The 21,425-nt window shown below is 60.3% G+C and carries 13 protein-coding genes and 2 pseudogenes; 7 read left to right on the forward strand and 8 right to left on the reverse strand.

Features of this window, described 5'->3' with window-relative positions; genetic code table 11:
• Positions 1-114: 114 nt before the first annotated feature.
• Complete coding sequence (locus tag QA640_RS45930; RefSeq protein ID WP_283043876.1) at positions 115-1,332, reverse strand: IS110 family transposase; 1,218 nt, start codon at positions 1,330-1,332, stop codon at positions 115-117.
• An 861-nt stretch (positions 1,333-2,193) separates the two neighbouring features.
• Between QA640_RS45930 and QA640_RS45935 the strand changes: the two genes are divergently transcribed.
• The gene (locus QA640_RS45935) at positions 2,194-2,979 is read left to right on the forward strand and encodes a GIY-YIG nuclease family protein (protein ID WP_283043849.1); all 786 of its coding nucleotides are present in this window, start codon (positions 2,194-2,196) and stop codon (positions 2,977-2,979) included.
• A gap of 85 nt (positions 2,980-3,064) precedes the next feature.
• Here QA640_RS45935 and QA640_RS45940 read toward each other — a convergent pair whose 3' ends face one another.
• Positions 3,065-3,268 carry a hypothetical protein gene (locus QA640_RS45940; RefSeq protein ID WP_283043850.1) on the reverse strand — a complete coding sequence of 68 codons (204 nt, stop codon included), beginning with the start codon at positions 3,266-3,268 and terminating at the stop codon, positions 3,065-3,067.
• Between the two features lie 409 nt (positions 3,269-3,677).
• On the reverse strand, positions 3,678-4,961 hold the full coding sequence (ltrA, locus tag QA640_RS45945) for a group II intron reverse transcriptase/maturase (RefSeq protein WP_283043851.1): 1,284 nt from the start codon (positions 4,959-4,961) through the stop codon (positions 3,678-3,680).
• Positions 4,962-5,660: 699 nt separating this feature from the next.
• Here ltrA and QA640_RS45950 point away from each other — a divergent pair.
• The 3 genes from QA640_RS45950 (at position 5,661) to QA640_RS45960 (ending at position 9,590) form a co-directional block, all read left to right on the forward strand.
• Positions 5,661-6,536 carry a tyrosine-type recombinase/integrase gene (locus tag QA640_RS45950; protein ID WP_283036857.1) on the forward strand — a complete coding sequence of 292 codons (876 nt, stop codon included), beginning with the start codon at positions 5,661-5,663 and terminating at the stop codon, positions 6,534-6,536.
• 9 nt (positions 6,537-6,545) lie between these two features.
• Positions 6,546-7,745 carry an IS91 family transposase gene (locus tag QA640_RS45955; RefSeq protein WP_283038853.1) on the forward strand — a complete coding sequence of 400 codons (1,200 nt, stop codon included), beginning with the start codon at positions 6,546-6,548 and terminating at the stop codon, positions 7,743-7,745.
• A 675-nt stretch (positions 7,746-8,420) separates the two neighbouring features.
• Complete coding sequence (locus QA640_RS45960) at positions 8,421-9,590, forward strand: IS110 family transposase (RefSeq protein ID WP_283041371.1); 1,170 nt, start codon at positions 8,421-8,423, stop codon at positions 9,588-9,590.
• A 667-nt stretch (positions 9,591-10,257) separates the two neighbouring features.
• Here the strand turns inward: QA640_RS45960 and QA640_RS45965 are convergent.
• Both QA640_RS45965 and QA640_RS45970 read right to left on the reverse strand, forming a co-directional pair.
• Positions 10,258-11,433, reverse strand: a complete 1,176-nt coding sequence (locus QA640_RS45965; RefSeq protein ID WP_283041370.1) for an IS110 family transposase — start codon at positions 11,431-11,433, stop codon at positions 10,258-10,260.
• A gap of 194 nt (positions 11,434-11,627) precedes the next feature.
• The gene (locus tag QA640_RS45970; RefSeq protein ID WP_283043852.1) at positions 11,628-12,614 is read right to left on the reverse strand and encodes an ABC transporter substrate-binding protein; all 987 of its coding nucleotides are present in this window, start codon (positions 12,612-12,614) and stop codon (positions 11,628-11,630) included.
• A gap of 460 nt (positions 12,615-13,074) precedes the next feature.
• Between QA640_RS45970 and QA640_RS45975 the strand changes: the two genes are divergently transcribed.
• Positions 13,075-13,563, forward strand: a complete 489-nt coding sequence (locus tag QA640_RS45975; protein ID WP_283043853.1) for a cache domain-containing protein — start codon at positions 13,075-13,077, stop codon at positions 13,561-13,563.
• 653 nt (positions 13,564-14,216) lie between these two features.
• Here the strand turns inward: QA640_RS45975 and QA640_RS45980 are convergent.
• Both QA640_RS45980 and QA640_RS45985 read right to left on the reverse strand, forming a co-directional pair.
• A pseudogene (locus QA640_RS45980) lies at positions 14,217-15,026 on the reverse strand (IS110 family transposase); the annotation flags it as partial.
• 282 nt (positions 15,027-15,308) lie between these two features.
• Positions 15,309-16,349: an IS110 family transposase gene (locus QA640_RS45985; protein WP_283043854.1), complete on the reverse strand. Its 1,041-nt coding sequence runs from the start codon at positions 16,347-16,349 to the stop codon at positions 15,309-15,311.
• Between the two features lie 158 nt (positions 16,350-16,507).
• Here QA640_RS45985 and QA640_RS45990 point away from each other — a divergent pair.
• Positions 16,508-17,952 (forward strand): annotated as a pseudogene (locus tag QA640_RS45990) (IS1182 family transposase).
• 841 nt (positions 17,953-18,793) lie between these two features.
• Positions 18,794-19,498, forward strand: coding sequence for a Crp/Fnr family transcriptional regulator (locus tag QA640_RS45995; protein ID WP_283043877.1), 705 nt, complete (start codon positions 18,794-18,796; stop codon positions 19,496-19,498).
• 1,539 nt (positions 19,499-21,037) lie between these two features.
• Here the strand turns inward: QA640_RS45995 and QA640_RS46005 are convergent.
• Positions 21,038-21,247, reverse strand: coding sequence for a hypothetical protein (locus QA640_RS46005; protein ID WP_063707793.1), 210 nt, complete (start codon positions 21,245-21,247; stop codon positions 21,038-21,040).
• Positions 21,248-21,425 lie beyond the last annotated feature (178 nt).

Raw genomic sequence — 21,425 nt, forward strand, 5'->3', positions numbered from 1 at the left:
GGAACGGGACTGCATTCCTGGCTGGCACTTGCCGTCAGCGGCGGTTATGGTTGTCGGGCGCGGGCGACCTCGTGGCGAAGCGTGACGCGTCGGCTGCAAGCGTCACCGGACTGCCTATTTTGTCCTGCCGAGCTGAGGCGCCCGCGCGCCGGGTTTCGGCCGCCGCGGTTTCCATTGCGACACCAATCGTTCGTAGCTTCGCTCCGCCTGGGCGGCAATCAACATCTCACGGTCGCGCAGCGCCTTGATGTTGTAGGCATAGGCTGGTCCACGCCGGCTGCCCTTCTGTTGCGGATGTCCAGCTTGAAGTTGCATCGCGCGGGTCTTGTTGGCGACCAGCGCCGGGCGCGCCAACAGGTAATTCTCGCCCTTCGTCAGCAAATGCCAGCAGAGCACCGTGAGCTTGCGAGCCACGGCCACCGCGGCGACCTGATGGCCACGCCGGGCGCGGATCCGCACGAAAAAAGCATGCAGTGGACCGGGCGCCTTGGCCGCGGCCCAGGCCGCCTCGACCAGCATGGCGCGCGCGTGACTGCGGCCGATCTTGCTGATGCGACCGTGATGGGCGGCTCCCAGTCCCGACTGCCGCACCCGCGGGTTCAGCCCGAAATAGCTCACCAGCTTCTGCGGGCTGTTGAACCGGCTGATGTCGCCGATCGCCGCCACGATGCCGGCGGCGACCGCCAGATTGACGCCGGTGATCGTCATCAGTCTGTTGACCGCGGAATCCTCGATGGCGTCCTGCGCGATCTCGCGATCGAGCAGAGCCAGGTCGTCCGCCAGCCGGTCCAGCTCACGGACGTGCCGATCGATGGCCGCGCGCTCATCGTCCGGCAACTGGTGAGCGGCCAACCAGGCCCGGCCGCGGGCGTTGAAGAGATCGCCATGCGGGCACTTCGGGATCAGGTGTGCATGCAGGATCGAATGCACCTCGTTCTTGAGCCGCGTGCGATGCCGCACGACCTGGTAGCGCCGCGCCACCAGTCTGCGCTTGCGTTCGGTCTCCGCGTCAGGCGTCCAGATCTCCGGCAGGTAGCCCGCCGCCTGCAGACTGGCGAGCGTACCAGCGTCAATCTTGTCGGTCTTGACGTGAGCCTGGGCGATCGCTTTCACCTGCAAGGGATTGGCGATAATCACCCGCGCCACGAATGGCGTCAGCACTCGCGAGACCGCCATACTGTTGCCGGTCGCTTCAAGCACCACCTCATCACTGGCCAGCAGGGTCTTGCCAAATCCCTCCAGCGCAGTCCGTGTCATATCAATGCGGCCTGCATGTCGAAGCCTGCCGTCCTCCCAAAATACGACCTCCCCGAAGGTTCGGTGGACATCAATGCCAATGACCCGTCGCATTCGCACCTCCTGCCAGACACATGATGACGGGAGCTGCGGGCGACACGACAACTACGGATTCGCGCTCTCGGCGCAACCGGGCGAGTCGCAGAGGCGGCCAGCTACTAACTCGAGCTCTCGGCTCATCGAATGCATCGGCCTGCCCGCACTTCGTGCTCCCGGTGCCTCTGTCCCGATGGTCGCACCATACGCCACGATGTAGAACACCGCAGCGGAACGTTGGCACCGAGAAATCTCATACCGGTTACCAACTCCGCCGACCCCGCCAACTCCGCCGACCCCGCCCACCCCGCCTGCTTGCGCATGCAGCGGGCCGGACGCTGCGATCAACAACGCCGGTATCGCGGTTACTGCAAGAAGCCTGGCTTTCCTAATCACGATATCTCCTCCTACTTTTAGTTCCGCGTCCAAGGCGAGCAACTCGAGCCAACCCTCGACAAAGATTCAAAATGGTCACTCGCCGACGTTCCATGCAAAAAGGGCGTCACTACATTGCGATATCCAAATAGCTGCGAAACAAGTTCCTTCGGCCGAACCCGTGCCCTTCTGCGCACCAAGAATCTCGGAGACGATCCGCCACAACGTGGTGGGGCAAGCGGTAGCGTGAGGTTCCGTGTTCCAAAAACCGCCGCGAATGCTGATCTAAGAGCGACCAGCGTCCCTGACGGCCCCGATTGGCTCCACGAGATAAAATACGATGGATACCGGCTAGAGCGCGACGGCGACCGCGTGCGTCTGATCACGCGCGGCGGCTACAATTGGACCAGCCGCTATCCTTGAATCGTCGAGGCCGCGCGCACTCGCGAAGTCCTAGTGCTGCGACATCGGCCCAGTGAGCCCGACTTGAACAAGGTCTTGCCGCTGCTCGCAGCCGACAAGCCAGAGCTTTTCAATGCGTATCAGCAAACGCAAGGCGCGGCGCTGGAAAAGAGCATGTCGAGCGCCAGCTATGTTGCGTCGTTCATCGGTCATGAGCCGGGTAAAGCGTTGTATGTCGGCCTTTACAAGATCGGGAAAACGAAACCACTCACTGTCGCCCAATTCTTGAAGGTGCCGGAGAAAATTGAACTGATAAAGCTCGGCATGAAAGTTCCGAGCGGAAAGCGGCCATCGTGTCTCTGGTTTGATCTTAAGTTGATGGACTTCTATTCGGAATGGAAAGGCAGGCTGATCGTGGATTGGCCTCCTCCTGAGCGGTCGTGGTGGAGACGAGCACATCAGAACATCATGCCGGTTCACGCAATCTTGGAGGATGGCGCTCTCGACACCGCAATGAAGCGCTGGGATGAGCTGGACTTCAGTTGGAGCCAACTGGCTGTCTTGCCGAAACGCTGGCAGGCCAAGCTCGCCGAGTGGCGCGGCATCTACTACATCTTCGATACCTCAGCTGGAAAGGGTTACGTCGGGTCTGCGTATGGAGCGGAAAACCTGCTTGGTCGTTGGCGCAACTATGCTGCATCGGGACACGGTGGAAATCGCCTATTGAGGGAGCGCGATCCACAGCATTTTAGGTTTACCATCCTGGAATTGGTCGCCCCCAGCATGGAGGCCGACGAAGTGATCCGGCTCGAAAGCAGCTGGAAGGAACGCCTGCACACTAGGCGGCCGCACGGGCTGAACGATAACTGAGGCAGAGCCGCCAATGGCCCCGACGATATTGCACGTCGGGGCCATCCAAGATCATCAGGCCGGGTACTTCCGCCGCGCCTTCTGATCATTGGTGTTGCCGATTACCGCATCCGATCTGGCCCAGACCATGACAATGATCACATTCCGCGCGAAAGCGGCTCGCGGCCACCTCGCGCTCGCACCACTCCGCACGCCGCTTGCGTTCGGCCGCCAACGCCTTGTGCGTCTCGAACTCCACGATGATTTTGTCGATCTCTGCCCAGTCCAATGTGCGCTTGATGCGCAGCACGGTGTGACAGAACCATCAGGAGATCGCCGAAGGCAGCAACAAATCGCGTGCTGCGACATTGCTGTGCGCAATGGCGCTCCCTGTCGGTCTGACGACAAGGTCTGAAGCCCGACCGGGGCGCGCGCACCGTACGTGGTAGATTGCGACGTTATCGTGTTGCGAGCGATTTGTGCGCGTAACAGTGTCGCGGTGAGCCGGCGCTGCTGACGCACCCTCTTCGTGGACGCGCTATGAGAATAGGTAATGTGTTGCGCGTTCAGCGACGTCCGCTATTCCCCGGTCGCGACCAAATTGCGCTTAGCAACGAATTGTCGCGATGGGCCAGAGATCGGGATAGGGGGACGTCTCGCGACGTCACCCCTCCCACACCACCGGGCATACGGGTCCGTACCACGGCGGTTCGATCGAGTTAAGCCGGCACAGGCATGAAGATTCGGGGGAGACCAAGAGAGTCGAACACATGATTTCGTAGGGCGTGTTGAACCGCCGGGTGTCCGGACATGCGCCAGAGTCCCGTCGGTGAACCGGCAGCGACCGATGCGGCGAACTTCGCGATACCGAGGCGGCGAAGCTCCGTGAATCGGTTATGCCCGTTCCGCCATTGCCGCCAGAGATACACACGCAGTCTCCGGCGGATCCAGGCTTCCAGGTTCGTTAGCACGCGCGGGGTCTGACAGAAGCCGAAGTACCCGCGCCATCCGATGAGGTATGGCGTGAGATCTGCGATCATCTGCTGCAAACTGATCCCTCGCGTCCGGCATGTGATTTCCCGGATTCGGTCTTTGAACTTGTCGAGAGCTTTCGGCGCAATGCGTCGCTCGCTCCCGTCATTCGCAATGCTGAATCCGAGAAATTTACGTTCCTCGGGTCGCGCCACCGCGCTCTTGGCCTCGTTGACTTTCAAGTGGAGCTTGTCAGTCAGGAATCGGCTGATCGAGGCCCTCACCCTTTCGCCAGCGTGGTGGCTGCGAACATAAATGTTGCAGTCATCCGCGTAACGGCAGAACCGGTGACCACGTCGAGCCAATTCCTTGTCGAGATCGTCGAGCACGATATTGCTGAGGAAGGGCGAGAGCGGACCGCCTTGCGGGGTCCCTTCGTCCACCGGTCGGACCAAACCGTCTTCCAATACCCCGGCATTCAGGAATGCCCGGATAAGCTTGAGCACGCGTTTATCGGGTATCCGTGCGGCGACGCGCGACATCAGGATGTCGTGGTTGACTCGGTCGAAAAATCTTTCCAAATCGAGATCAACCACTACGTTGTAGCCTTCGGCGACGTAACGCTGTGCCTGGGCTACAGCCTGGTGGGCGGACCGCCCCGGCCGAAATCCGAAACTGTGCTCCGAAAACGTCGGATCCCATCGCTCTTGGAGAACTTGCAGCACGGCTTGTTGAATCAGGCGGTCGACGACACAGGGGACGCCGAGTTTCCTGACTCCGCCATCCGGCTTCGGGATTTCAACCCGCTTAACCGGCTGCGGCCGGTAGTTTCCGTCAAGCAGTTGAGACCGAATGTTTGGCCAGTGCTGACGCAGGAATGCCTTCGCGTCGTCGATGGTCATCCCATCAACGCCAGGGCTTCCTTTGTTCCTTTTAACACGCTTCCACGCTCTTTCGAGGTTCTCTCGGTCGCACACCTCCTCCATCAGTTGTTCTGTGAAAGCCGAGCTTTCGGTGGCTGATTTCGCCATGAATGGTTCGATCTCCTCGTCACCGTGCGCACGGAGCTTCACCCCGGTCGTTCGGTTCCAAGGCCAGCACTTGCTGGTTGTTCTGCCGCTTTCTATTCACGAGATACCAGTCCCTACTTGCCTCTCTCAATCGTTCGGGCCTTCAGCCATCGTTTCCGGCTCCGCCTATCTGTTTCTCCACCTTTCGGCATTGGAGTGCCTCACTAGCTTTGCCGACAGCCTGACCTAATACGCCCTCAGCTGACTTCTGCCCGGCGGTCAGACGGCCTCGCGGTCGTCTCAGTCGCCCGAGGGCGACACCGGGCAGATCTCCCGGGGTAAGCTCAATCGCCTTCGGTGCACAACCGCCGGATCTACGCTTCGCATCCTTGGTGGATCTGGACTTCGCGATGTGTCGCCCGCTCGTCCGACGCTTGCGCCTCATATCCGGTTTTTGTTCATCGGCTCGCACCTTTGATCCACGCTTCCTTCAGACCCCGCCTCGCGACGGCAGCCCTTGCGTTTCACTAACCCTTCACCTCCATCAGGTTGGGTGGAAGACTTTCACTTCCGAGCTATTGAGCATGCCCGGCACACGACTAAACCGCTCGCGCGGTAAGGCGCTGCGGCAAGCGGGGCGGCCAAGCCGATAGCGCCAAGGGGCGTCCTGTCTTGAGATTGAGGGGTTGCAACAACCTCACTCAAGACAGGAGCATCCCCATGACCGACGAGGCAGTGAGCCCATTGCGCCGGCGCATGATCGAAGACATGACGATCCGCAAGTTGGCCCCGAAGACCCAACATGACTACGTGCAAAGGGTCAAGAACTTCGCGGCGTTCCTCGGGCGCTCGCCCGATACGGCGAGCTTCGAGGACGTGCGCCGCTACCAGCTGCATCTGGCGGCGAGCGGTGTTGGCGCGCCGACCATCAACCAGACCGTCTCGACATTGCGGTTCTTCTTTAAGGTCACGCTCAGGCGCCACGAGATCGTCGAGCACACCCATGTCATCCACGAGCCGCGCAAGCTGCCGGTGGTGCTCAGCGTCGAGGAGGTGGCGCGCCTGCTCGATGCCGCACCGGGGCTGAAGTATAAGGCGGCGCTGAGCGTGGCCTATGGCGCCGGCCTGCGCGCCACCGAGGTGGTCTCGCTCAAGGTTTCCGACATCGACAGCAAACGCATGATCATTCGCGTCGAGCAGGGCAAGGGCGGCAAGGACCGTAACGTCATGCTCTCGCCCAGCCTGCTCGACCTGCTGCGCGCCTGGTGGAAGGCGGCGCGCCCGCAGGGCTGGCTGTTCCCGGGCCGCGACCCGGCCCAGCCGATGACCACGCGCCAGCTCAATCGTGCCTGTCACGCCGCGGTCCAGATGGCGGAGATCAAGAAGCGCGTCTCGCTGCATACCTTGCGGCACAGCTTCGCCACCCATCTGCTCGAGCAGAACATCGATGTCCGTGTGATCCAGGTCCTCCTCGGCCACGCCAAGCTCGACACCACGGCGCTCTATACCCGCGTCGCCACCAAGACGATCAGCGAGGTCATGAGCCCGTTGGAGCAGGTCGCGCTCAAGCTCAAGGAGATCCGGCCGCCCAACTGACGCGCGGCAATGTCGCGCTCGGCGTTGGAGGTTGCGGATATCTTCCGCAGCCATGGTCCGGCGTGGCGCAAGGCCCATGCCGGTCACGTCAGCCTCGACCAGCTCAAGGTGATGTCGGCAATCGAGCGCTGCCGCACGGCAGCCCTCGGCGGCCATGTCGCGCGCTGCGCGGACTGCGCCTACACGACCATCGCCTACAACTCCTGCCGCAACCGGCACTGTCCGAAGTGCCAAGGCGCCGCCGCGAAGGAATGGCTTGCCGACCGCGAAGCCGACCTGTTGCCGGTACCGTACTATCATGTCGTGTTCACGCTGCCTGTGGCGATCGCCGACATCGCCTACCAGAACAAGGCCGCCCTATACGATCTCCTGTTCAAGGTGTCGGCCGAGACCATGCTGACGATTGCCGCTGATCCGAAGCATCTTGGTGCCAGGATCGGCATCACCTCCGTGCTGCACAGCTGGGGCTCGGCGCTCACCCATCACCCGCATGTGCACATGATCGTGCCGGGCGGCGGCATCGCACCCGACGGCCAGCGCTGGGTGTCCTGCCGGCCCGGATTCTTCCTCTCCGTGCGCGTGCTCTCCCGCCTGTTCCGACGACTGTTCCTGGAGAAGCTCGTCGCCGCGCACCAAGCCGGCCGCCTGAGCTTCTTCGGCGATCACGCCTATCTCGCCGAGGCGCAATCCTTCGCGGCTTATCTCGCACCGCTACGCAAGGCGGAATGGGTTGTCTACGCAAAGCGCCCGTTCGGCGGACCTCAGGCAGTGCTGGCCTATCTGTCGCGCTACACCCACCGCGTTGCCATCGCCAACAGCCGCCTGATCGCCTGCGACCAGCAAGGCGTCACCTTCAAGTGGAAGGACTACCGCGTCGAGGGCCGCAATCGATACAAGCGCATGACGCTCGCAACAGACGAGTTCATCCGCCGCTTCCTCATCCATGTGCTGCCAAAAGGCTTGCATCGCATCCGCCACTACGGCCTGTTCGCCAAAGGTGCTTGCGCCGCCAACATCGCCCGCGCGAGGGAACTGCTCGCCGCTGCAACACCTGAAGCCGAGCCCAGCACTGCCGCTATCGACCCCGGCAAGCCGACCTGTCCATGCTGCGGCGGTCACATGATCATCATCGAGGTCTTCGAGGCCGGTTGTACGCCACGTCATCGGCCGACAGCTCCAACGAACCGCTTCAGGATCGACACCTCGTGACCGCGTCACAATCCCGCAAATCTCCTCATTGTGCTCGCCATCTCTCGATCGGCCACCGGAAAGCGCGTTCTGATATCCGGCTGTCACCGCAAATCGTTCGACAATTTACAGCGCTCGGCACCATCCGCAGTCATTCGTCCGCCGCTCAACTGTCGAACAGCTCGTTGCATCGGCTCGATTCAAATCCGCCAGCTCGCCCGCGGCGCCCAAATCCCCATAGCGCATGCGGCCCCACCTTACGTTCCCTTACGCGCGGTTTCCTTGTATGGGCTTTGTCAAGGCGGCGGCGTTTCAACAGGCGACAGGTCGGCGCATCTTTTCCTTCGTCAGTTTCTTTGTTCGATCTGAGATCCGTTTCTTCGTCCCGACCCGTACTTCGTTTGCGCTGGCGCGCGCAGAAGCTGTCAAGGTTGGCCGTCGCACCAACCTTACGACAGGCTCCGCCGTTGCCAGGCCACACCGTGACAGCTTCGAGCACGACGGCACGCTTTGGTGCGATCGGGATGACGATCGGAGGGGAGCCCGCTTGCGGGCGCGATCAATCGCGCCACAACCTTGTATCCGGTGGGTCCAAGGACCCGAACCATGATGCAGATCCTATGCAGGCGCGACGGACGGGAGGTGTGTTACCGCCTCGGTTTCTACCTTCCCACCAGTGCATAGGAGACGACTCTGATGGAAGCCCGCACAGTAAACAACCCGCCGCCCGCCGCATCCCATGATGACGCAGTACGCTGCGTTCTTGCAATCGAATTGAGCAAGAAGAGTTGGATTGTCGCGGTCAACACGCCCTCGTCGGAGAAGATCAGTCGCTACACGTTGAAGGCCTGTGATTGGAAGGAGCTTTTAAAGCTGTGCGAGCGGATCGGGACGCGGATCGCCCAAGAACTGAAGAAAGACGTCGAATTGGTTTCTTGCTACGAAGCGGGCTACGACGGCTTCTGGCTTCACCGTCTGCTCGAAGCACACGGCATACGCAACTATGTCATCGATCCGGCAAGTCTGCAGGTTGATCGTCGTGCGCGCCGAGCCAAGACAGACCGCGTCGATGTCGAGCGGTTGCTGCGATCACTGATGGCGTATCTGCGTGGGGAACCGAAGGTTTGGAGCGTGGTGTGCGTGCCTAGTGTCGCCGAGGAGGACGACCGTCGGCTCCATCGTGAGCGTGGCCGGCTGATTAACGAACGTATCCAACACGTCAACCGGATCAAGGGACTGCTCGCGATCCATGGCATCTATGACTACCAACCCCTGGGCCACGATCGGATGAAGCGGCTGGAACGATTGCGCACCGCTGATGGCCGGACACTGTCACCGCGGCTCAAGGCAGAAATCCTGCGCGAACTGCAGCGATTGGAGCTTGTGATCGGAATGATCAAGACGATCGAGGCGGAGCGCGATGCCATTGCATCGGCCAAGATTGAGACGGAGCATAGCAGCGCAAAACGGATTCAGGATCTGGCCAAAGTCAAGTGTATCGGGCCCGAATTTGCAACTACACTTGTCGGCGAAGTATTCTACCGCTCTTTTGACAATCGCAAACAGCTAGCGAGCTACGTCGGTCTGACGCCGGCGCATTTCCAGAGCGGCGAGACGTGCCGTGATCAAGGTATCAGTAAGGCCGGTAACGCCAAGGCTCGCAGGGTCATGATTGAGCTCGCGTGGCTGTGGTTGCGACATCAGCCCGCCAGCCCTTTGAGCGTCTGGTTCCACGATCGTGTCGGCAAACTCAAGGGCCGTATCCGGCGGATTACGATCGTCGCAGTCGCACGCAAGTTGCTGATTGCTCTCTGGCGCTATCTCGAGACAGGTCTGGCGCCTGAGGGCGCCATTCTGAAGGTGTAATTTGAATCGCGGAAAGTGGACGAAAACAACATTACCGATCCCAAGGTGGATGTGTGACCGTGCGCATGACTGGCTGAAAGAAGCCGTGTTGCAGAAGGGTGCCATCCTCCTTGGAGCCCTGTGCCCTCGCATGTTGCATGAGGGACCTTGGTACGGGGCTCGCCCCGACCGGATATAAGTTGATGCGGCGAGCGCCGCATAGCCAAAGAGCTCCGCCTTGGGATCAATTGAACAAACATAGTCGGAACTTCAATCGGGCAAGAGGGGATCAGGAGCGCAAAATACGTATGCAGCGTGATGGCCGGACACGATTGTAGCTCGGCGCGCGCTTTCGCCGTCAACCCCTCGCGCCTTCCGGCGCGACCCTCCGGGCTCCGGGGTTGACCGCTCAGCGCGACCAAGCAGAGGAGCCGCCGTGCCATCAATGCAGACTTGCGCTCGCGTGAGCCTCTTGAAACGGACAGAAGGAAGAAATGTTGATCGCGAAAAAACTCTTGACTCACGAAGCCTCATATAAGTCATGCGCATCGGCAGCGAAGCTCCGAAGCGGCGGACCCATTCTCCCTTTCGGCATTGAAGCCAAGGAAACACGTCGGGACCCCGCCACCTCGAACCGTCATCGGCCACACCGTCACGAGCGGACGGACAAGGCCGAAACTGTTGGCCTTCAGTGATCTCCGTTCATGGATGCCGGCCGCAGAACGACGCCGTCCGGCACTACACCCTCCCGCACGAGCCGCCACAGGTCGATTAGCAGCTTGCGCGCCACGGCCACGATCATGGTCTTGCGCGTCCCGCGGGCATTCTCGGTCCGGGTTCGAAACCACTGCGCTAAGACGCTGTCCTTCTGGAACCTGAGAAATCGCCAGGCCAATTCGATCATGCCTCGTCTCACTCGAGCGTTGCCGGAACGCGTCAGCCCTTTCTCCCGGCGTTTTCTGCCGCTCTCGTCGGGCGAGCCGGTGAGGCCAGCATAACGCGCTATCGCCCTTCGGTCGCGCATGCTTCGCGATAGTACCTCCTGCACCAGCATGTCGGCGGTCTCGACACCAACGCCGATCACCCGCGCCAATAGGCGCACCATTGCGCGTGGTCCATCGCTGGGCGTTTGCTTGAGATGCTCCAGGCGAGCGTCCTCGATCTGCCGTATCTGATCGCTGACGAGCCGCCGGCGCGCCATGTCGCGACGCAGCTCAGCCAGGGTGTTGGGCGGGATCGGCTCGCCCTCGGGGGTGCGTAAGCCGTCAAGGCGTTCGGCGGCTTTCTTCAGCTTGGGATTGAAGCCGCGGATGCCGAGCCGTATCAACGCTGCTTTCATTCGGTTGACGATCCGACTTTGCTCTCCGATGAGGCTCTCGCGCTCACGGGTGGGGCGCTTGGCATCTTCGTCCTTGATTGTCGGGATCGCGACCATCTTGCAGTGATCACGCTCGCCCCGCAACCAGCCGAGAAAGCTGCGTTTGAGCAGTTCGGTGTCGAGACGATCGGTCTTGGCGCGCCGGTGCTCGCGCGATACCGCTATGCTCGATGCGTGAATGACATGCGCCTCGATGTCGCGCGCCCTGAGCCAGCGGGCCAACCAGAAACCGTCACGGCCGGCCTCGAAAGCGACCGCGATGCGTTCGATTCCGTGTCCTGCCCTCCGCGCTTCTTCTCGCCAGCGATTGAGCAGCTTCAGCAAGGCGTTCTCGTCGACCTCAAGCTTCTTCGACGGCTGGCGCTCGACACCAGGCACAATCCCCGCAACGAGCCAGCTCGACAGGCTCATCTCGATCACAGCGATCAGCGTGCCGTCTGGTTTGAGGGGCGTGAGGGATCGGCTCAGGTCATTCAACTTCTGCATGGGGTACTCCATCGGTTCGCATCAGGGCCGATGAATGCCATATCCTCACCGTCCTCACCGCCGCCGCCCGCCCCATAGCATCTCCCTTGGAGGCTTTCGGACGCCAGCCGCCCGAATCCGCGGCGCCATCCCTCACGCGGCCGGCATCCGAAACCCTTCACAACTTCGGACTCAGACACTGCCAACAAAGACAGCTATTCGATCACGTTGTCAGCTCTGGCGATCAATGTCTCAGGTACATCGAGACCAATCGCCTTGGCAATTTTCAGGTTGATCGTGAGCGTTAACTTCGTCGCCTGCTGGATAGGAATGTCGGCTGGTGCAGTGCCGTTGAGAACTTGGCCGACTTCGTCCCCCCAGAGATGGAAATAGTACGGATAGTCTGGCGTATAAGCGAAACATAGCTGTTGGTCAGCTATGCCTGTCCACCAAGTAATGGATGGCAGGCGATATTTCACTGCCAATTCAAGTATCAGATCTCGGTGCTCGAAATTGGGAGGAAGCCCATTGGCCATCAGCGCTTGAACCGATTGCCGGGCCATAGTCTCGAAGGCTTGCCGATATTCCGCATCGCCTGCCGAACGGTCCATTGGTATGCCGATGATTGAGACTCCCAACCGCTGACCGGCGTCTCTGACAGCCTGTCCCCAAGCCCCTTCCCATTCTGCGCGGTTTGAGAGATACGCAATGCGCGATGCCGACGGCAAAGCCTGCCGGAGAATTTCGAGGTGCTTCCCTTGCATTTCGATCCCTGCATCTAACGAAACGCCGCTGATGTTGCCTTCCGGCCTTGCCATGTTCTTTACAATTCCAGCAGCGACCGGATCGCCAAAGGTCGCAATAATGGGAATTGTGCTTGTCTCTTTTGCGACCTCCAAGATGAGCTGATGATCGAACCCAAGTGCTATCACGTCGGGCTTTGCTTGCACGATCTTGCGCGCGACCTCCGCATAATTGTCGGGCCGACCCTCGGTGACATATCGATCGACGATCAGATTTTTGCCTTCCTCGAACCCCATCTGACGCAGCCGCTCAAAAAGCCACACCCAAGGTGGGATCGAGAAATCCGTTTCGTGCTGGCTGCAAATCGCCAGATGGTGGACCCTATTTTGTTCGGCGGCCTGCAACGCGGTCGCCGCTGTAGTGGCCAACAATCCTGCTAAAAGGTCCCGCCGTCGCATGTGTCCCTCCTCTAAAGACCACGACTGGAATTGGGAACCTACCACTTTGTCGCCGCTCTGTGAGGCCATTTCCGCGTTGCGTCACGAGGGTGGTCCTGTGCAGCACCCGACTGTTCGTCAACTTCCGCCATGCCCCGGTCGCGACCGATGCGGTGGTGCATTATGTCGCGAGGGGCCATTAATGGAATGCACCGCAGCAAACAATCCGATCATTCGATCACCTCGTCGGTAAGTTCCTGGAGTTGCTTAGACACGTCGAGGCCAAGCGTCTTGGCGGGCCCTCAGATTGCGCGGCAGCATGGACTTGGCCTGGGAAAAGGCGCAGCGTGCCTGCCACCGGGACGTCAGCGCAATGCGGCCCGGCCTTCAATCAATTCAGCTCATAGACCGGAAACCCATCCGAGCTTCCGGGAAATCTTCGCCTCGATGCAATTCGAGCTAAGGGACCAAGGAGGAAAATATGACAATTCTTGCACGAACTCATATCGCATGCGCCATCGCATTGATCGCAGGCGCAGCCATCCTCGCGACCGCCGGGTTCGCGCAGCAAGGCGGCACAGCCGAGGAGGCCAAAGCCATGCTCGCCAAGGCGGTTGCCGCCGTGAAAGCAGACAAGACCAAGGCGCTCGATATGTTCAACAAGGGAGAAGGCGGGTTCCTGGACCGCGACCTTTATGTGTTTTGCAACAATACCAGCGACGCGAAGCTCGTTGCCATTGGCAACCCTAATGCGAAACAACTGCTCGGCACGGACGCTAGGGGCCTGAAGGATGCTAACGGCATGGAATATGGTATGGCCATCTTTACTGCGGGGCAGAAGCCAGAAGGTCAGATCACTGAAATCACCGGCTACTTGTTTTCAAGGCCGACCGACCCAAAGCCCGTTCCCAAAAACAGCTTTGTCACGAGAGTGGGCGATATCTCCTGCGGCGTCGGCTATTACAAGTAGATCGTTGCAGAGGCCGACGATCTTGCAGGGTGGCAACCTCCGTCGCCCCTGCCATGACAATAACCCCGCTCGGTTTCGACTGGGCGGGTTTTTTGCTCACCCGTGATGAGGCGCGGCACATCGCGGGATCGAGAACTGTGCTTCGCATCCACAGCAAACAGGCCGACCGATGTCGCAGTTGGGTCACGAGCGTCGCTCTCTCAAATAGATGGCCGCGCATTAACTTCCGCTTCTGTAACGGGCCATATGTCAATCCCTCATTTCACTTGCGAGATATCCGTTCGCCGGGGTCGCGCTTCTGTACGGGGTCGGCGCGCAGGCCGCCACCTGATGGGGTATGAGAGGATAGGTCGACCAATCTATGATTTCGCGTGGTCGGAGCCACGACGGAAGTTGCGGTCTGACCTGACCCATCGTCCCGGCGTCGGGACCTCGCTCGGAAAGGCTGGTGTCAAAGGCCTCCCGAAACGGTTTAATCGCTCCTATCCTGTAGTGAGGTCGGTAGGCGTGCATTGATGGAACGGCGGCCGTGTTGGCTTGGTCGCGTCGGATCGTCACAGCCCCGAAGCCGCGTTGCGGCGCGCAGTTGCGCGGGGCTTGACGGCGCCGGCGCGCACCGAGCGATCATGACGTGTGCCATCATCCGCCCTCCCTCAGACCGCCGCCGTCGCATGACGGAAGCTTGTGCCATCAGCCAGCATCCGATGCATGATGACGGCGAGCTTGCGTGCCAGCGCCACCTTGGCTTTCTTCATCCCGCTCCGCCTGGCGATCTTCATCGCCCAGCTCTTCAATGTCGTGCAGCCCTTGAGTGGCTTGGTCAGAATGATGTGGGCGCCCTCGTAGAGAGCGGCGCGCACCCAGGCATCACCGATTTTCGAGATGCGGCCATCGATGTCGGTCTCGCCCGATTGATATTTGGTCGGCGTCAGGCCGAAATAGGCTCCAACCTGCTTCGATGATTTGAAGCGTGCCGGGTCATCAACCGCTGCGGTGAAAGTGAGCGATACGATGGCTCCGACGCCTGGGATCGACATCAACAACCGTGCCCCCGTATCGCAGCGGGCCGCGTCCCGTATCTGCTTCTCGAAGCGGTCGAACTCGCGCCGCAGCGCGACACGCGCCGCCAGCAACCCGTCCGCAATCACCTCCAGGCTTGGATGTCCGGCGACCAGTTCCCTGATCCGCTCCGCGAAGCGCGCTGGCGTGGTTGGCCCGACCTTGAGGCCAAATCCGCGCAGAACGCCCCGCAAGCTCAGCTCGAGATCATGAAGCTTTGTCTGCAGCAGTTTGCGCGCGGTGAGCAGTGCGCGCGTCTCCTGCGCGGCCATCGACTTGCAGTGCACCGGACGGAACCAGCCCAACCGCATCAGCTGCGCGATCCCGCGCGCGTCGTTGCGGTCGCTCTTCACCGGCATCGTCTCGAGCGCGGTGTGCACGTGCCGTGTCTCCAGCAACTCGACCGCAAGTCCGGCCTCGCGCATCGCCGCGTAGCGAAGGGCCTAGGCTGTTCTCTAATTCCGGGCCTGCGGTCAAGACTCTCCAAACACATCCTTGCCGGGTTCATGGTTCTCTCCGCGGTAGGGGCATGCCCTCCGCATGATGGCGTAGGATGACGCTGGCGGATCAATGTGTGAAGCGCGCTTGCCTTTTGAGCATCGCAAAGCCTGGGGCGATCGCACCAACGCCAACGTCCCGGCAGGGACCTTGGATCCCGCCGGTGCTCGGCGGGAATTCGCTATCTGCTATGCTGTTTGCACGGCGGTCTCCTTTGACGACCATCTAAATTCGGTACCATCGATCCACATCCGATGCAGAATGACCGCGAGCTTTCGCGCGACCGCAACTTTGGCCTTGCGTAGCCCAGTTCGCTTTGCAAGCCGAATGCCCCAGGCTTTGAGCGCTGACCATTTTGCTACGCGTGTGAGCAGCACATTGGCTGCCTCATAGAGATAGCCGCGCAACATTTTGTCGCCGCACTTCGAGATTCGACCCGTCCAGTCGATCTCGCCGGATGCGTAGCGTCGGGTCGTTAGTCCGACATAGGCTCCGACGCTTCTTGACCTTTTGAAGCGCGTAGGGTCGTCGATCGTTGCAAGAAAGCAAAGAGCCGTAACAGGGCCGATGCCAGGTGTCGTCATGAACTGTCGCACTTGGGCATTGCTGCGTGCGAGCTTCATGACCTTACGGTCGAGATCAGCAATCTGCTGCTCGATGGCTGCTCGGGCGCTGAGTAGCGGCGTTACCGCAAGGGCGAGTTCCGGCCGCTCTTTGGTGAGCTCCGCAGCACGCAATGCGAATACCTTCATCTTTGCCGGACCAATAACCAGCCCGAGGTTCTTTAAGAGCCCGCGGATTTGGTTCTCGAGATCCCGCTTGATCTTGACGAGCAGAGCCCGGCTGACGAGGAGAGCCTTTACCGCATGACTGTCGAGGCCTTTGACGCACACCTCCTTATACCATCCACATTGCATGATGCGGGCGATGCCTACGGCATCGTTGCGGTCACTCTTGTTGATCTGCATTTTCAACACCGCCTTGGCGTGCCTGGCGTCGATGCAGATGACGGGCAGCCCCAGCTTATTCAACTCGGTCCACAGCCATGTCGACGTTGCCCCTGTTTCGAGTCCAATCCGCGCGACATGCGGCGCGTTTGACTTGATGAATGCTGCGATCGCTTCGGGGTCGGAACGAACAACGCCTTCGTGCTCAATCTTTCCCGTCCGATCAACGATGCAGATCGCTGTTAGCTTCAAAGAAACGTCAAGTCCGACATAGCGCTCCATTGCAGCTCTCCTATCATTGCAAGGCCCAAGAGGTGAGCCTCATCGATTCTTGGAGAGCTGATTCTCAGAGCTTCAGTATGGCTCCGGCCCGGAATTACCCCATGTGTGAAAAGTCACGAGTCAGGTACGATTCCTCCGTTTCCTGATGGGGGATACGGATGGGACGCTTCGTTGAAGGCGCGGACAGATCCCAGCTGACGCTCTTGCCGGAATGCCTGGAGGATTGGGTAAGCGAGGACAACACGGTCCACGTGATCGATGTGTCCGTCGAGGCGCTCGACCTGCATGGACTGGGGTTTGAGCGTGTGATCGCCAAGGAGACGGGCCGGCCCTCCTATCATCCGGCAGTCCTTCTGAAGCTTTACATTTACGGTTATCTCAATCGGGTACAGTCCAGTCGCCGACTGGAACGTGAGGCGTGCCGCAACATCGAGGTGATGTGGCTGATCGGCCGCCTGGCTCCCGACCATAAGACGATCGCCGATTTCCGGAAGGACAATGGTGCGGCGATCCGGAAGGTTTGTGCGAAGTTCATTGCACTATGCCGGCAAATGGGCCTGTTGCAGTCCCCAAGCGTCGCAATCGACGGCAGCAAGTTCAAGGCGGTGAACAACCGCGACCGCAACTTCACGCATGCCAAGATGGCGAGGCGGATGGCGCAGATCGAGGAAAGCGTCGGTCGATATCTGCGTCAACTCGATAGCGCCGATCGGCAGGAGCCATCTGAAGCGATCAGCATCAAGACGACGAGGATCAAGGAAAAGATCGCTCGGCTGAAGCAGGAGATGAGCCGCTTGGAAGTGCTTGATGCGCAGATGCGCAACACGCCGGATCAACAGATATCGCTCACCGATCCGGATGCCCGTTCGATGGCCACCAGCGGACGCGGATCGGGTGTGGTCGGCTACAATGTCCAGGTCGCGGTGGACACCGAACACCATCTAATTGTTACGCACGAGGTCATAAACGGCGGCAACGACCTCGGCAGCTTGCTCGGATGTCGAAGCAAGCCAAAGAATTGCTCGAAGTGGACAAACTCGAGGCGGTCGCCGACCGTGGCTACTTCGACGGAGAGGAGATATTAGCCTGCGAAGAGGCTGGCGTTAAAGTCACCTTGCCCAAGCCCATGACGTCGAACGCCAAGGCGGAGGGCCGGTTCGGCAAACAGGACTTTGCCTACCTGCCTGATGAGGACGTCTACCGCTGCCCATCCGGCCAGCTGCTGCCCTATCACTACACCAACATCGAGCATGGAATGACGCTGCGCCGTTACTGGTCGACAGCGGCGTGCCGAGGCTGCGCGATCAAGAGCCGATGTACGCCGTCCAAGGAGCGCCGCATCACGCGCTGGGAGCATGAGCATGTGGTCGAGGAGGTCCAGAGACGGCTCGATTCCAATCCCGACGCCATGCGGACGCGGCGCGAGACGGTCGAGCATCCCTTCGGCACGATCAAAGCCCGTATGGGTGCGACCCACTTCCTGATGAAGCGCCTACGGAACGTCGCCGCCGAGATGGCGCTGCATGTTCTCGCCTATAACCTCACACGGGTGATGAACATCGTCGGCAAACCGAGCCTGATTGCAGCCATCCGCGCCGCCTGAAGGCCGGAAAGTGCGTCCAAAAGCGCAATACCGCGTCGCGATACCTACTTTGGGCGGTCATTGGACGATCCGACGCGAGAACATCGTCCGCCTGCAGTGATTGCCGACCACGGCCGCGTGCCGACCTATCTGTTTGCACACAACCAAGACCCTGAGCCGACTTCGGCGCCGTGTACGGCGTCGACCAGCCCCGACCGCGCTTATCCATTCCTACAACCGCCGCCGTCGGTGGAATGCGACAATCTGCGTATGACAACTTCATGACACGCGGAATGCCGCAAGTGCTGGCTGATGCTCGCATTAGACATGGGTAAGGGGAGAAGATCGATGCTATGCCACGTCCGTGGAGAAGAGCACCTTTTGCTGCGCCAGTAGTTGCGCGCAACAACTGCATTGATACGGCGAGTTGCACTTTACTCTCTTCCCTTACTGACCGCGCCATCAGAGCTGCGATCCTCCCTTACATTGATCCGTTGTACCAAGAGGACTCAACATTGAGCCAACGCACCGTTGGAATGCCCGAATTTAATGGACTGATGGATATGGCGCGGTTGCTAGTGAACTTATGGGAAGCCGCACAACGGCTGCCTGAAGGATCAGAGCGGCGGGATGCACTCAGACAAATCAGCGGCTTCCAGAGGCGGGTGGCGGCATTAGTTACACGCGCGCTCTAGGTGCTAGATGCCACGCGGCGAGCTCGAACAGCAACCGTGGAAGCGATCCTGGAGCGTCTGCAGGATGCTGCTGCGCGTAGCGAACGCACAATTGAGCAAATGTTAAGGCCATTCCGCGCCACTCCGTATGGAGAGGGCGGCGGATGCCTCGCAGCGGGTTACCCGCAGTGACGCGCCCCGGCGGAATAAGCAACCGTCTTCTGGCAGCACTGCCTGCGGCGGAGTTCGACCTTTTGGCGTCTGAGCTGGTGACGGTCGCGCTTGATCACGACGCGGTCCTCGCGCGAGCGGGTGACCAGATCGAGCATGTCTTCTTCCCTCATAGCGGCGCCATCTCGCTGATGTTTGAGATGGCGAACGGGCAGACGGTTGCCACCGCCGCGGTCGGGCGCGAGGGGGCGGTAGGCCTTCTTTCCGTGCTAGGGCCGTCACCATCGGCCGCCACCGCCGTCGTCCGTGCGGCGGGCACCGCGTCGCGGATCCCCGCATCGCGATTTCACGCCGCCTTCAACCGGAGCCCCGCGATCCGGCACGCGGTCCAGATTCACACCAGGGCGATGCTGATGCAGTTTCAGCTCGGCGCGGCCTGCAATGCGCTTCACCCGGTCGAAGCCCGCATGGCGCGCTGGCTGCTCCATTTTCGCGACCACATCGACCACGACATGCTTCCACTCACGCAGGAGGCACTGTCGCAAATGCTCGGTGTGCGACGAACGACGGTGACGCTCCTGATGCGCAATCTGCGTGCGGCCGGAGGGATCAGATCTGATCGACGCGGCCAACTCGAGATCGATCGATCGCGGCTCGCGGCGATGGCGTGCGAATGTCACAGTACGATGCGTCTCGAAGTCGAGGAGATCTTTCTCAAGTAGCGCGGCCGACCGCGTGTTTTACCCGATGATACAGGCGCAACATCCGTTGCCTCGCGGATCGCTGCGCGACCTGCGCTCATAGGTAAGGTTTAAGCGCCACCCGGTTCGGGCGCGTGTATACGAAGTTGGTCAACACAACGAGGTAGTCAGATGACTTCTGTTGTTGGCCCCATCGCGACGTATTGCACCGCCACACGACCTCAGTCGTGAACGGGGAATAGCGGAAGTTGGCGGGCAGCCATTTATTGCAGAGGGCGACGCTCGTTGACCCTTAGCGGTCCTTGACACGCAGCCACTCAAGGGTGACCAGACCGGGCCTAGTACCCGTTGTAGGATGTTAGCGTCGGATGATGTCCGGCGGATATGATCGAAGAGGACGTCCAGCACAAACGTTGTCGCGAGCCTGCACCGCTTGCCGATGATCCCCATCCACCTCGTTCAGCAATCGATCAGAGATGTTGCATGACTGGCGGTTATTGTCCGCGTAGTTGAGCGTCGCCTCCGTGGCCACAGAGGCTTGGGCCACGGCTCCGCAGCGCTGCGATGCCGGTGCACTCATCGCATGCTTCCAAGCCTCACTAGCAGCGTTACGCAATCGCAACACTTCGGCGCACGGCGCCTGCGCTTTGGCCTGAACTCCGAGCCCGAGCAGCACGACTATCGTGAGGGCTGGCACTTCTCTCAACGTCATCGGACTTCCTCCAAGCGTTCGCCCCAAGAGTTTCACTAACTCGGCGGGTTGCTGGTATCAGCGCTGACGATGGCAATCGGTCTGCGCACAGTGTCTTCGTTCCATTAAATGGAACCATCGACATTGTTCGAAGGTGCGCGAAACATTTCCGCATCCCTGTAACTTAAGTTAATCGTGGGGCCTAATCGAAAGGTCGCGATATGGAACCGACCAATCGAATATCGGACCACATCGACCATAAGACTGCCCGGTCGATCTGTGACGAGGTGGGTGACAGATTGCAACAGAACCTATCTCTCGAAGCCTCGCCTCTGCCGCCCTACCTCGAACGTCTAGTCGATGAATTGCGCAAACAAGAGCGTCATCCAATTGATGGCATCGCAGCGCCCGCTAACCGTTTCCTTAATGCGACGCGGCGGGTAGTCGCGGCAGGCTGAGCGCGTAAAGAAGAAGCCGTCGCCGTTTCCAAACCGTCAGCGGCTTTTCCGCTAATCTTGTCGCTGAGGCATTCCAGGCTTGGCCGCGCCGGACGCCACGAGGACGTGCTTGTTCAGTGAACGGTTAAGCCGCGCTGTTTCCCCTGTTGGCCCTTCGCGACATTGCACTGCCGCGCGATCCCGGTCGCTAACGGGGCATAGCGGAGGCTGGCAGGCAGCTCTCTTTTGCAGGACGCTCGTGCCCCTAAACGGAAATCGGGCGTCGCCTGATCGGATTCACAAAATCCAGCTCAATGTGGTTTGCGACAAGGTGTGTGGTTTGCCCCCTAAATCGCGCGGGCCGTTCACCACATGGGGCCAAGCTGAAGAACCCGGTGTCGCCTTCGAAGGATGTGCAGAGGACTCAGTCGTTCAGAGATGAGCACGCGGCAATAGCCATCCCATGATCTTCTGATACGGATCGCGACGACTGCGGACGAATGCGTTCTCGTTCTGCTGAGCGGCGGTCCTGGCGAATTCAGAAATCCCCTCCATAGACTGCCGTTTATCCTTCGGAAGCTTCGCCCATTGGCGAATGATCTTCCGGCGGGCTTCGCGTTGCTTTTCCCTTACGTCAGGCATCGGGACGCTCCTTGAAGAGGATTTATTCCGGTCGCCCTAGTATTGTTTGGGCTCACTAGAACTTCAACGTCCAATCAAGAACTCTTAGCCCCTCTGATCGTGCAGCGCTATACACGGGAGCGAGTCTCATATTGGCTTTGCAGGCCCGCCGCCCTAGAATTGCGGCGATCGCAGGACG

It is taken from the genome of Bradyrhizobium sp. CB82 (assembly GCF_029714405.1).
GTDB lineage: Bacteria > Pseudomonadota > Alphaproteobacteria > Rhizobiales > Xanthobacteraceae > Bradyrhizobium.

Bases quoted from the DNA above. Each gene is read 5' to 3' on its own strand.
- QA640_RS45965 (WP_283041370.1), bottom strand. From the start codon at position 11,433: ATGCAGAAGTTGAATGACCTGAGCCGATCCCTCACGCCCCTCAAACCA.
- QA640_RS45985 (WP_283043854.1), bottom strand. From the start codon at position 16,349: ATGGAGCGCTATGTCGGACTTGACGTTTCTTTGAAGCTAACAGCGATC.
- QA640_RS45950 (WP_283036857.1), top strand. From the start codon at position 5,661: ATGACCGACGAGGCAGTGAGCCCATTGCGCCGGCGCATGATCGAAGAC.
- QA640_RS45970 (WP_283043852.1), bottom strand. From the start codon at position 12,614: ATGCGACGGCGGGACCTTTTAGCAGGATTGTTGGCCACTACAGCGGCG.
- QA640_RS45960 (WP_283041371.1), top strand. From the start codon at position 8,421: ATGGAAGCCCGCACAGTAAACAACCCGCCGCCCGCCGCATCCCATGAT.
- QA640_RS45955 (WP_283038853.1), top strand. From the start codon at position 6,546: ATGTCGCGCTCGGCGTTGGAGGTTGCGGATATCTTCCGCAGCCATGGT.
- QA640_RS45975 (WP_283043853.1), top strand. From the start codon at position 13,075: ATGACAATTCTTGCACGAACTCATATCGCATGCGCCATCGCATTGATC.
- ltrA (WP_283043851.1), bottom strand. From the start codon at position 4,961: ATGGCGAAATCAGCCACCGAAAGCTCGGCTTTCACAGAACAACTGATG.
- QA640_RS46005 (WP_063707793.1), bottom strand. From the start codon at position 21,247: ATGCCTGACGTAAGGGAAAAGCAACGCGAAGCCCGCCGGAAGATCATT.